Annotated in this window: 14 protein-coding genes and 1 pseudogene; 11 read left to right on the plus strand and 4 right to left on the minus strand. The window is 58.4% G+C overall.

All coding sequences use genetic code 11. The annotated features are described in order from the left end of the window. Nucleotides 1–442 (plus strand): glycosyltransferase family 25 protein (locus LG31_RS21650; protein WP_238567505.1); only part of this gene is annotated, 442 nt, incomplete at its 5' end. A 91-nt stretch (nucleotides 443–533) separates the two neighbouring features. Beyond that, nucleotides 534–1,733: a hypothetical protein gene (locus LG31_RS0107950; RefSeq protein WP_033113961.1), complete on the plus strand. Its 1,200-nt coding sequence runs from the start codon at nucleotides 534–536 to the stop codon at nucleotides 1,731–1,733. A 42-nt stretch (nucleotides 1,734–1,775) separates the two neighbouring features. Here the strand turns inward: LG31_RS0107950 and LG31_RS0107955 are convergent, their stop codons facing one another. After that, nucleotides 1,776–2,315: a hypothetical protein gene (locus LG31_RS0107955; RefSeq protein WP_033113949.1), complete on the minus strand. Its 540-nt coding sequence runs from the start codon at nucleotides 2,313–2,315 to the stop codon at nucleotides 1,776–1,778. A 299-nt stretch (nucleotides 2,316–2,614) separates the two neighbouring features. Between LG31_RS0107955 and LG31_RS0107960 the strand changes: the two genes are divergently transcribed. The 7 genes from LG31_RS0107960 (at nucleotide 2,615) to LG31_RS0107990 (ending at nucleotide 7,621) form a co-directional block, all read left to right on the plus strand. After that, nucleotides 2,615–3,331 carry a substrate-binding periplasmic protein gene (locus LG31_RS0107960; protein ID WP_033113950.1) on the plus strand — a complete coding sequence of 239 codons (717 nt, stop codon included), beginning with the start codon at nucleotides 2,615–2,617 and terminating at the stop codon, nucleotides 3,329–3,331. A gap of 73 nt (nucleotides 3,332–3,404) precedes the next feature. Continuing rightward, nucleotides 3,405–4,226 carry an AraC family transcriptional regulator gene (locus LG31_RS0107965; protein ID WP_033113951.1) on the plus strand — a complete coding sequence of 274 codons (822 nt, stop codon included), beginning with the start codon at nucleotides 3,405–3,407 and terminating at the stop codon, nucleotides 4,224–4,226. A 40-nt stretch (nucleotides 4,227–4,266) separates the two neighbouring features. Then, nucleotides 4,267–4,902, plus strand: a complete 636-nt coding sequence (locus tag LG31_RS0107970) for a LysE family translocator (protein WP_033113952.1) — start codon at nucleotides 4,267–4,269, stop codon at nucleotides 4,900–4,902. Between the two features lie 250 nt (nucleotides 4,903–5,152). After that, complete coding sequence (locus LG31_RS0107975; RefSeq protein WP_033113953.1) at nucleotides 5,153–5,809, plus strand: DUF3313 domain-containing protein; 657 nt, start codon at nucleotides 5,153–5,155, stop codon at nucleotides 5,807–5,809. Nucleotides 5,810–6,040: 231 nt separating this feature from the next. Then, a complete protein-coding gene (locus LG31_RS0107980) occupies nucleotides 6,041–6,553 on the plus strand; it encodes a cupin domain-containing protein (RefSeq protein ID WP_033113954.1) in 513 nt (170 codons plus the stop codon). A gap of 27 nt (nucleotides 6,554–6,580) precedes the next feature. Further along, nucleotides 6,581–7,093, plus strand: coding sequence for a cupin domain-containing protein (locus LG31_RS0107985; protein WP_033113955.1), 513 nt, complete (start codon nucleotides 6,581–6,583; stop codon nucleotides 7,091–7,093). A gap of 81 nt (nucleotides 7,094–7,174) precedes the next feature. Continuing rightward, the gene (locus LG31_RS0107990) at nucleotides 7,175–7,621 is read left to right on the plus strand and encodes an SRPBCC family protein (protein ID WP_033113956.1); all 447 of its coding nucleotides are present in this window, start codon (nucleotides 7,175–7,177) and stop codon (nucleotides 7,619–7,621) included. Between the two features lie 98 nt (nucleotides 7,622–7,719). Here LG31_RS0107990 and LG31_RS0107995 read toward each other — a convergent pair whose 3' ends face one another. Further along, nucleotides 7,720–8,220, minus strand: a complete 501-nt coding sequence (locus tag LG31_RS0107995) for a DUF1993 domain-containing protein (RefSeq protein ID WP_033113957.1) — start codon at nucleotides 8,218–8,220, stop codon at nucleotides 7,720–7,722. Between the two features lie 290 nt (nucleotides 8,221–8,510). Between LG31_RS0107995 and ydfZ the strand changes: the two genes are divergently transcribed. Then, on the plus strand, nucleotides 8,511–8,708 hold the full coding sequence (ydfZ, locus tag LG31_RS0108000) for a putative selenium delivery protein YdfZ (RefSeq protein WP_033113958.1): 198 nt from the start codon (nucleotides 8,511–8,513) through the stop codon (nucleotides 8,706–8,708). A 183-nt stretch (nucleotides 8,709–8,891) separates the two neighbouring features. Here the strand turns inward: ydfZ and LG31_RS0108005 are convergent, their stop codons facing one another. Both LG31_RS0108005 and LG31_RS21375 read right to left on the minus strand, forming a co-directional pair. Next, nucleotides 8,892–9,347, minus strand: coding sequence for a hypothetical protein (locus LG31_RS0108005; RefSeq protein ID WP_033113959.1), 456 nt, complete (start codon nucleotides 9,345–9,347; stop codon nucleotides 8,892–8,894). 182 nt (nucleotides 9,348–9,529) lie between these two features. Beyond that, a complete protein-coding gene (locus LG31_RS21375) occupies nucleotides 9,530–9,838 on the minus strand; it encodes a hypothetical protein (RefSeq protein ID WP_033113960.1) in 309 nt (102 codons plus the stop codon). A gap of 55 nt (nucleotides 9,839–9,893) precedes the next feature. Here LG31_RS21375 and LG31_RS21835 point away from each other — a divergent pair. After that, nucleotides 9,894–10,166 (plus strand): annotated as a pseudogene (locus LG31_RS21835) (type VI secretion system PAAR protein); the annotation flags it as partial. Nucleotides 10,167–10,387: the final 221 nt, after the last annotated feature.

Raw genomic sequence — 10,387 nt, forward strand, 5'->3', positions numbered from 1 at the left:
AGGTAGAGGAACACCAAAGAAATTGTTTGGTATGCCTTGGTTTACATTGAGTGGAAAAATATTTACTGGTTTAGATAGAAGATTGGTGAAATATATGCGCGGGCCGAGTTGCACTCACGCATATGTAATTTCGCCTGAGGCATCTTCTAGGCTTATTGCTCACTCAGTCCACTGGTGGTGGCCGGTAGATGATTATATGGATTATGATTTCATTCATGGTGTAAACAATATTGGTGTCGAGCCCCCATTGGTTTTGCAGACTGATATTCCCTCTGTGATTGGATATGCAGAGAGAAAGAAAGGGAAGCGCAGTACCATTGCTAGAATAAGAAAAGAAGTATACCGTTTTATTTATGGTCTACGGTCGTTAATGTACAACGCTAGGTTTGTAGTTACACAAATTTTGAAAAAGAAGGGGGGGCTGAATGAATTCAGACTCTAGATGGAGCTTCTGGTGCATTTTATTTTTTATCGGGTTGATGACATCCGTCATGTTTTTCCTGAATCAACAGATATCTGGCGATCAACTTCAAATGCTCTACAAGGGCTACCTTGGGGCCTACGAGGGGGTCTGGCTCAGCTATGGCAATGCGGCGAGTGCGGTGGGCAATGTGCCGGGCAGCTTGTCGGCATGGCTGATCGGTGGGCCGCTGCTGCTGTGGGATTCTCCCTATGCGCCCATGCTGCTGCTGCTGGCGATGCGGTTGGTCGGTTTCCTGCTGTTTGATGCGGTGATCCGCCAGGTGTTTGATGACAGGGTGCGTCTGCTGTTTCTGGTGCTCTGCTGGCTCAACCCCTGGTTCCAGTACGAAAGCCTGCTCTACAACCCCTCCTATCTGTTCCTCTTCTCGGCCATGCACTGCTGGTCGGCCTGGCATATGCGCGAGCGGGCCTCCTTCTGGCACATGATTGTTCACCTGTTGGCCATCGGCATGGCGATGCAGTTGCACTACTCCTGGCCGCTACTGGCGGTGATGTCCACCTACCTCTTCTGGCGCCGCATTCTCAAGGTGAGCTGGAGCGGAGTGGTGGTGGCTGCCCTGTTGATCGGTGCATCCCTGATCCCTTACGCCATGGAAGTGATGAGCAATAGCCACATCACCCAGAATGTGGATCCCGAGGCGCGTCAGCGCTATATCGGCTGGGGTCTGGTGCATGTCTATCCGGTGTTGAAATCAGTGCTCTACTGGCTGCGCTACGGCTCCTGGCTGTTTGCCAGCAAGCTGGTCAACGATACCCAGTTTATCTGGCTGGCGGGGCACGAATATCTGCAGCTGGCGGCGATCTGGCTGTGGCGGATCGTGATTTATGGGGTAGGCTCGGCGACTGTGCTGCTGGCGGCCAAGGCCAACTGGCAGCTGTGGCGTGAACTAAAACCGCGTCTGCTGCGCAGCGATCGTGCGCCAGTGGATGGCGAGAGCTGGCTCGGTCTCTATGCGCTGGCGGCGGTGCTGGCGGTGCTGGTGAGTGCGGCCCTGTCGCCCATCATCTTTAACTACTGGCACCTGATGCTGATCTTCCCCTACGCCCTGTTCCCGATCCTGCTGCTGCTGGTGCGCTGGAGCCGCCGTTATCCGCAGTGGGTTGGCAAGGGGCTGCTGGCGGCCACCCTGTTCTGCACCGCAGTGAACCTGATTGCAGCATGCGACAGCACCAAGTTCTCCTATCAGGCGGACTACAAGCTGCAGGTGCAGGAGTATCTGCAGGAGATGAAGCTGCAACCCGGGCAGTGAGTCATCAACAGCCAGCCTTCCGATCTTGGGGGCTGGCTGTCACTATTCGAAACGGTCCATATGGGCGAAGTTTTTGGCTTCTGCAACCCAACCCTCACGCCCTTGCTTGTCTCGAATTTTTACCCACCACTGGTTCTGCGGTGACGGACCGTATCTGATCTCTTTGCGCGCATAGTCGTAATCGAGGATGTAGGTCTTGCCTTTGTACCAGAACAGGCCATCGCCTTCGCCCAGACAGCCGAGGATATAAAGTTTCTCCCCTGCCTTCATATTCAACAGCGGCCCTTTCCCCTCCTTGCTGTAGCCCAGTTTGACCGGTCTGAGTATTTCGACGATCCCCGGTTGTTTGGTAATGACGACCCCGGTCAGCCCTTCCACCTGCTGGCCGCGGGGCAGCCGGAATAGCTCTTTGGCAGTCAGGGATGGCTCGGCTCTGACGATCACTTCTTTCTTAGTCGTCCACGCCTGATAGGTACAACCTTCAAACGGGCAGCGACCCCAGTCGTAATAGGGCAGGCGCGGCTTTTCATCAGAGCTTACGGTCGTAGCGAACAACGACAACAACAGCAAAAACAGTCTCATGAATCTACCTGTCCGGCGGGGCGATCACCCGCTGGTTTGATCAATGGGGCAGCACTATATCTCAAGACCCCAAAATCCATCAAAGCAGCGGCATTATTGATTTTCACCGCAATAACACGGGTGGTCGATGGTCATGGGAGTAGGGGGCAAAAGGGGCCGCAGAACGGGGGGAGCAGATAGCCCGCCCCTTTACGTTGTGCCATGCTGATGGCTATCAGAGCATCGGGTCGGCACTTATGGGCATCTCTCGTTCGGGTATGCGTTTGTTATTACTGCTATCGGCACTTCTACTTCCTTTTATGACCATCAGCCAGGCCGTGGCGGTCAATGCGCCACTGCGGGGATGTGTCTTCCAGCTGGCGCCACTGGTCACCATCGATCAGCAGGGCAAGGTCTCCGGGCCAGTGATCGACTACTTTCGCCGCCACATCGAACCCGTGATCGGTCGCACCATCGAGTGGCAGGGGCTCAATGTGGCGCGATTGCTCAGCAACCTCGAGAGCGGCGAGTGCGATCTGACCCCGCTGCTGAGCTACACGCCGGAGCGGGCCCGTCATTTCCACTATGTCGACCCGCATCTATTGCTGCTGCGGCCGGTGCTGGTGGTACTGGTGCCATCGCGACTGCGTTCGATTGAGCGGCAGGAGGATCTCTACGGCACCACCATCGGCTGGTCGAGTCAGGCGATCGTGCCGCCGCTGTTGCAGCATCCGCAGATCCATATCGACACCCTTTCCCAGCTCAGCTGGGAGCATGGCAACATGCAGAAGCTGCTGCGCGGGCGGATTGATGCTGCGCTCTTCTCCAACGATATTTCCGCCAACCATTTTCGCGCCAAGCTCTCAGCGGCGACCCGCCTGATCTACCTGCCGGTCACTCCGCTGGAGGTGCATATCGTGCTGACCAAGTCGCTGGGGGATGCTAACCCCGAGCTGGCGCAACGCATGCGCCAGGTGGTGGAGCGGGTGCCGCTCGCCTCGCTGGTGGAGTCGACTCCGCGGCTGTGGGGGCGCTGAGCTGCTGCAACCGCCCGGCCGGAATGCAATAATCTACAAGCTCTCCAGCTTGCTTGCGGTGTATCTATAGCCCATGAGTACCACTGATTCCCTTATCCGCTACTGGCAATCTCCGCTCCTGCCGGGGGTCGAGCTGTCACACTCCCATCATCGGGCGTTCAGCTATGGCCGCCATGTCCATCTCGACTACCATATCGGACTGGTGCAGCGGGGTGGCCAGAAGTTTATCCACAAGGGAAACAGCCACACCCTGGTGCGTGGCGAGCTGTCGACCGTCAACCCGGACGAGGTGCACGACGGCCTCAGCCTGCTACCGGAAGGGTACGAAGTTCGGGTCTTCGCCATCGATCCGCAGCAGCTCTCCCTCTGGCTGCCCGATCAGCCGGAGCCTTTCTTCGACAAGGGGTTGCAGAGCCGACCCGACCTCTATCAGGGCTTTGCCCAGCTGCACAGCTATCTCGACAACCCGCAGGCTGATGGCCTGCTGATCGAGGGGCAGCTGCTCGCCCTGCTCGGGGAGTTGTTGCAACTGGCGCCCGAAGTACACCAGCTGGCCGATCCCCAGCTGCGCTATCTGCGCGACTATCTGCTGGCCCGGCTCGACGAGCCTCACTCGCTGGAGGAGCTGGCCGGGCTGGTCGGTCTCGATCGCTTCGCCTTCCTGCGCCAGTTCAAGAAGCGCAGCGGCATGACGCCCTACGCCTGGCTCAAGCGGCTGCGGCTGGAGCAGGGCAAGCGGCTGCTGGCGAGCGGGATGGCGGTGAGCGAGGTGGCGCTGGCGGTCGGTTTCTTCGACCAGAGCCACTTCCACCACGGTTTTCGCCAGGCTTTTGGCCTGACTCCCGCCGATTTTCGCGCCCAGATGCAATCTTTTACAAGCCGGACGCCCCGCTGATCCGCCATGCTGGCGGCATATCACTTTTTTGAGAGTTGCTATGCTGACCAGTCTTTTCCTTACCCTTGGCCTTATGCACCTGATTGGGCTGGCCAGCCCCGGCCCCGATTTTGCCCTGATCCTGCGCACCAGCCTGCACCGGCCGACCGCCCTTGGCGCGGCGCTCGGCATCTCGCTCGCCATCATGGTGCACGCCACCCTCAGCCTGACCGGCATCAGCATGCTGATCGCCAACAACCCCATGCTGTTTATGGTGATCAAGTGCGGCGGTGCCCTATATCTGGGCTGGCTTGGCTGGGGTGCCCTAATGGCAGCCCGCCAGCAGACCAGTACCGTAATGCAGAGTGCAGCCAACGAGCTGCGCGGTTGGGGCAAGGGCGTGCGCGCCGGTATCGCCACCAACCTGCTCAACCCCAAGGCGCTGGTGTTCTTTATCGGCATGCTGGCGGCCATGGTGTCGCCAGAGGTGGATGGGGTAGCCCGCAGCCTGCTGGTGGCCGAACTTTTCATTATCTCGGTCTGCTGGTTCGGCATGCTGGCCTGGAGCCTCTCCACCTCCCGAGCCCAGCAGCTGCTGCAACGGGTGCAGCGGCCACTCAATCTGGTCACCGGCGTGCTGTTTGCGACGGTGAGCCTTTCCATTCTGGCCAGCATGGGCGCCGAGCTCATCGCCTGACAGACAGAATGCGGGGGATTCGTCCCCCATCTCCCTGCACCGATTGTGTTTGTCGTCTGCCCGCTGGCGGGCATTTTTCCCCGTTCCGTATGACAACTTGGATGGCACCTGAACATTCGGCATATGTCGCTTGTGAGAAGGGGGGGAAATAGGGTATTTCTCTGGGTGAATCGGAGGCAACCAGCACGGGATCGCCCGCCGTGTGGAGCAAAATCCACAGCAAAAACAATCGGTCAATGCAGGAGCAAATATGAAAAAGGTCGTGATGGTTGCCATGGCGGCGGCCCTTCTGGGCGGCTGCGCCGTAAAGAATCAGGTCTCCCACAGCTTGCAGGCGATTCCGCTGACTGCCTTCCAGCAGAACGAGAGCAACCCCAGCCAGCGTGTCTACAAGGAGCCCGGTGTTGATCTGCGCCAGTACAATCAGGTGCTGCTCGATCCGCTCCAGTTTATCCGGCAGGAGAATGGCCAGTGGTACCTGCTGACTGCCAACGAACAGAACCAGATTGGCCGCTACTACCACGACAAGTTCCAGAGCGAGCTGATCCGTAACGGTCTCAAGATTGCCACCGCCCCCGGCCCGGGAGTAATGCGGATCCAGGCCGCCGTCACCAACTTCGACCTGACCCGTCCTGACCCGAAACTGCGTGACCTGATGCCGGCCAAGATCGCCATCAACGTCACCCGCGAAATGATCGGCAAGGAGCCCTACCTGCTCAAGGTGGGCAGTATGGCCCAGCTGCTCGACTCCCAGAGCGGCAAGCTGCTGGTGCGGGTGATGGATGCCCGCGAGAGTCCGGACACCACCCACAAGGATGCCCCCATCACCGCCGAGGAGATGGAGAAGATGATCGACCTGTGGGCAGCCAGCCGCGCCAAACAGCTGGCCGACAATATCGGCAAGTAAGCGTCTGCGGTATCAAGAGAGGGGAGCCATCGGCTCCCTCTTTTTTTGGTTCGATGGCGGGCCGCCGCCACGGCTCGCAGCCCTTGCCAGCAGGGCGATCAGCCCGTTGCCGAGTCCGCCTTTTCGCCATCTGCTGCGATACGGGCTGCCGATTTCTGCTTTTCTCCCCGCTATTTTGGCAGTTAGGATGACCCTTCCCGTGACCGTCTCCTCATAGCAGAAGGAACCACTATGAACCGTCACCCCGGCATCAAGCACTGGCGCGAGCTGCAAGAAGCAGAGCCGGGATGTTATCCCGGCAGTCAGGAGCGAATGTCCCTCGGCAGCGCGCTGGGCAGGCACTTTGGTTTTAGCCGTATCGGTATTCACCACGAGCTGGTTGCGCCCGGCCACCGCACCAGCTGGCCCCACGCCGAAAAGACCGAGGACGAGTTCGTCCACGTACTGGAAGGGACGCCCGATGTCTGGCTGGATGGTGTGCTCTATCGGTTGCAGCCGGGTGACTCGGTCGGTTTCAAGGCCGGTAACGGGCTGGCCCACACCTTTATCAACAATACCGATGAGCCGGTGCGACTGCTCTGCGTAGGTGATCGGGATCGCGCCGACAACCGCATCCACTATGCCCTGCACCCCGAGTACAACCGTCAGATCGGCGCACGCCACTGGGACGATGTGCCCGAGCGCGAGCTGGGTGATCACGATGGTCTGCCTGATCGGCTGCGCGAGCGCAACGGCCCTTTTTAACTGCCCCTCATAGCATAAGGAACCACTATGAACCGCCACCCCTGCATCAAACACTGGAGCGAGCTGCAAGAGCAGGAGCCTCGCTACTACTCCGGCAGTCAGGAGCCCCTGTCCCGCGGCTGCGCCCTCGGCAAACACTTTGGCTTCAGCCGCATCGGCATCCACCACGAGATTGTCGAGCCCGGCCACCGCACCAGCTGGCCCCACGCCGAAAAGACCGAGGACGAGTTCGTCCACGTGCTGGAGGGCTCCCCCGATGTCTGGCTCGACGGCGTGCTCTATCGGCTGCAACCGGGCGACTCGGTCGGCTTCAAGGCCGGTGACGGGCTGTCCCATGCCTTTATCAACAACACCGACGAGATCGTCCGTCTGCTCTGCATCGGCGATACCGATCGGGAGGACAACCGCATCCATTACGCTGTTCATCCCGAGCGCAACATCACCCTCGGCAAGCTGCACTGGGACGACGTGCCCGCGCGTGAGCTGGGCGATCACGACGGCCTGCCCGACAAGCTGCGCGAGAGCAACGGCCCCTTCTAACGCAGAGTGAGGGCCGCCCGATGGGGTGGCTTTTCGCGCTGACGACTATCCTTTGGGACTCAATCCAGCAAGGAGGTGAACATGACAACAGGAACAGTACGACTTCATCGCGTCATCAAGGCGCCGCCGATGCGGGTCTATCGGGCCTTTACCGAGGCGCAGGCGCTGGCCAAATGGCTGCCGCCCCACGGTTTTACCTGTCAGGTGGAGCATCTGGATGCCCGGGTTGGCGGCTCGTTCCGGATGTCCTTCACCAACTTTGCCAGCGGCCATAGCCAAGCCTTCGGCGGCGAATACCTCGAACTGGTGCCGGGCGAGCGGATTCGCTACACCGATCGTTTCGATGAGCCCGGCCTCGCCGGGGTGATCCATGTCTCCATCATCCTGACCGCGGTGAGCTGCGGTACCGAGCTGGCGGTGGTGCAGGAGGGGATCCCCGCCGCCATTCCGCTGGAGATGTGCTATCTCGGCTGGCAGGAGTCGCTGGCCCAGCTGGTGGCTCTGGTGGAGCCGGATATCCCCGGCTAATGGCCGGTGGCGGGCAGGGCATTCGCCTCGCTCGCCAGCCGCTTGCAACAAAAAGAGCCTGCCAGATGGCAGGCTCTCGTCATTCTGGTCGGGGCACCTTATTGCATGTTGAGCCCGCCCAGATAGTCGCGTTTGCCGAGATCGATCCCGGCCCGGCGCAGCAGGGCGTAGGCCATGGTGAGGTGGAAGTAGAAGTTGGGAATGCCGTACTCATGGACGCAGGTATGGCCATCCATCCCCTTGCCACCCGCCCAGTGAGGTACGTAGCGACCGCTGGCATACTGGCTGTAGTCCGCGTCCAGCTTGCCTTGCAGATAGCTGATGGTCTTGCCGATATGGGCGCGCAGATCGGCGATGGTCTTGGGCTCATCGCCCATGGCCGGCAGCTCGCTGTGGCTGGCGGTGGCCACCACGGTACGGGCCGAATCGCAGCAGATCAGCACCTGCTTGCTGAAGGGCAGCATATCGACGATCAGCCGATCGCCGAAGAAGTTATCCACGTTGAACTGCTTCGCCGCGGCGTGGGCCTCGGCCTTGGCCAGACAGTGATCCAGATTGGTCAGCATCTTGATGAACTGGGCGGTGATATCGCGATTCATGAGCACTCTCCATCTTGTTGAAACAGCGGCCTGCTTGCGTGGCCACGGTGAATGAGACTGGCTAATCGGCCACCAATATACCCCAACCGCTGCCGGGTTCGAGCCCGTGGCGACAAAAAGAGCAGGGCAGAGCCATTGCGCGCGACAGCCGCTGGCCATGCTCGCTTTTTCACCTCGCGAGTCCCTCTCTGCCCCTTTTTTGATCTGTGACATAAATCACCTTTTTTCAGAGGCGTAGGCTGATCCCGCTGCCCGGAGCACCCACCCGGGTACAAGAAAAGGAGAGTGTAATGAAGATCTATGACCGGAACCGAAATGTGCTGAACCAGGGTCAGCGCGTCATGATTGCCGCCACCGGCGCCGTCGATTTCCTGAAAGAGGCTCATACCGACAACATGACTCCCTATCAGGCGGAGCACGAGAAGTGCGTGCTGCTGGCAAACTCCGGGGAGCACTACGCCCCCATCGAGTTGATTAGACTAGGCTGATCCCTTTCCCTGTCACCCTACTCTTTACAATTCACCCGGCCGCCGCGCCTGACGGCCGGGTTTCTGAGTTTCCTTCCTCTATTGCCCACCCTGATATTGCATCGCCTCAAGTTGGTTTGAGCCATCGAGCCGATGCGATCAGCGAAGCGTCATCGAAAGATTACGGCCTGCCAGCAAGGTGGCTCATTTCTGACTGGCTGGAGTCGCCGCAAATAGCCACCTGCCTGCATGGCGGATCAGCAGCAGAGGCGACAGCAGCGTGAGCAGCAGCCAATGGGTGTGGGGCAGGATAAAGCTCCAGATGATCTCGTGTGGCAGCCAGGTCGAAGCGGTTGCCGTCATAAAGGCGATGTCATAGGTCTGCCACAACCAGAGCCCGGCAAAGAGCGGCAGCAACAACGGGCGGGGTATCAGCAAAAACAGGGGTAAGTAAACACACGCGAGTAAGGCGCTGAACTCCAGCATGGCCGGGGTCAGCTCTGCCAAGGTATGACTGGGGGATAAGCCACTCCATTGGACGGGCGTACCCTCGGCCAATGCAGGCCACCAGGATGCGTATTGAAACAGGGTGAACGAGATCATAAACAGCAGGCTGGTCAGCAGCGCCAGCGCCGTTTTTCGCAAAAACCAGCGCCCCATCCGGCGCAGTGTCGGTATCCACTTAGACATTAATGACTCCCATCTGGTGACGGGGCAGTATGCCTTGGCTGGCGGAGTGGTTAAAGCAACGCACAGCTGCAATTCAGATCGGCCAACCCCTTGTTGGTGCCTGTGATGGCAGCCTGATGCCCTGAGTGGCTGCCAAAACGGTTGGTATAAATTTAATTTATAGTTTTTGCGAAAATGCCATCGTTTTGTCTTATGTCGACAGGCGGCAAGCCACACGCTCCCGTTTGGCTGTCAGCGGGGCGTTGGAGGGCAATGGCCGATTTGAGATAACGGGAATGGCCCTCGGCGGGCATTTCACGGATAAAGCGGCTCGGCTTGTGGAACATCTCGCGACCGTATATGCGGCGACTCTCGGCATAACAGATGTAGAGCTTCTCCATGGCGCGGGGCATGTCAGAAAGGCGGTAGTCCCAGATTTTCAGATTTTTCTCCGGATGTTTGTTTGTGGTCTCGATTGGCACATTGATGATAAAGTATCCTTTTTAGCACTATCAGTGATAACAAGGAGCTGTTGTTTTGAGTAAGAATGCCGCCAAAGTAGGTGATATTGGGACAGATCATGATGGCTTTCATCCCACGGCCATCACTGCTGGATCGCCCGATGTGTTCATAGATGGGATCCCTGCGGCCCGAGTTGGTGACCCATTGGCCCCCCACGATAAACCAAATCATCCACCGCATCCTCGCAAAATTGCTTCAGGCTCATCAACAGTACTTGTAAACGGTAAACCACTAGCTATAACAGGTGGCGCAGTTGACTGTGGTGGGGTGATCATAGGGTCAGGAACCGTTATCGTTGGAGATATCACTCCTCCAGAGGTTAGCTCTCTGCTTCAAAATCTCTTGTTTGATAGAAAAATAACCTTCTCATCAGATGTTGGATTCTTACTCGAAGATAGTGCTGGAAAAATATTAGCTTCTGGACGTTCCGGATCTGCATATACAGGTTTAATAAAAAACTCTGGAACCATAACAGCATTTATTGGTGGTGAAAATGAGTAGTGGAAAAG

The organism is Aeromonas lacus, assembly GCF_000764665.1.
Lineage (GTDB): Bacteria > Pseudomonadota > Gammaproteobacteria > Enterobacterales > Aeromonadaceae > Aeromonas > Aeromonas lacus.

What these genes read in the sequence shown, in the direction of transcription:
- LG31_RS0107950 (WP_033113961.1), top strand. Translation starts at nt 534, where the DNA reads ATGCTCTACAAGGGCTACCTTGGGGCCTACGAGGGGGTCTGGCTCAGC.
- LG31_RS0107955 (WP_033113949.1), bottom strand. Translation starts at nt 2,315, where the DNA reads ATGAGACTGTTTTTGCTGTTGTTGTCGTTGTTCGCTACGACCGTAAGC.
- LG31_RS0107960 (WP_033113950.1), top strand. Translation starts at nt 2,615, where the DNA reads ATGACCATCAGCCAGGCCGTGGCGGTCAATGCGCCACTGCGGGGATGT.
- LG31_RS0107965 (WP_033113951.1), top strand. Translation starts at nt 3,405, where the DNA reads ATGAGTACCACTGATTCCCTTATCCGCTACTGGCAATCTCCGCTCCTG.
- LG31_RS0107970 (WP_033113952.1), top strand. Translation starts at nt 4,267, where the DNA reads ATGCTGACCAGTCTTTTCCTTACCCTTGGCCTTATGCACCTGATTGGG.
- LG31_RS0107975 (WP_033113953.1), top strand. Translation starts at nt 5,153, where the DNA reads ATGAAAAAGGTCGTGATGGTTGCCATGGCGGCGGCCCTTCTGGGCGGC.
- LG31_RS0107980 (WP_033113954.1), top strand. Translation starts at nt 6,041, where the DNA reads ATGAACCGTCACCCCGGCATCAAGCACTGGCGCGAGCTGCAAGAAGCA.
- LG31_RS0107985 (WP_033113955.1), top strand. Translation starts at nt 6,581, where the DNA reads ATGAACCGCCACCCCTGCATCAAACACTGGAGCGAGCTGCAAGAGCAG.
- LG31_RS0107990 (WP_033113956.1), top strand. Translation starts at nt 7,175, where the DNA reads ATGACAACAGGAACAGTACGACTTCATCGCGTCATCAAGGCGCCGCCG.
- LG31_RS0107995 (WP_033113957.1), bottom strand. Translation starts at nt 8,220, where the DNA reads ATGAATCGCGATATCACCGCCCAGTTCATCAAGATGCTGACCAATCTG.
- ydfZ (WP_033113958.1), top strand. Translation starts at nt 8,511, where the DNA reads ATGAAGATCTATGACCGGAACCGAAATGTGCTGAACCAGGGTCAGCGC.
- LG31_RS0108005 (WP_033113959.1), bottom strand. Translation starts at nt 9,347, where the DNA reads ATGGGGCGCTGGTTTTTGCGAAAAACGGCGCTGGCGCTGCTGACCAGC.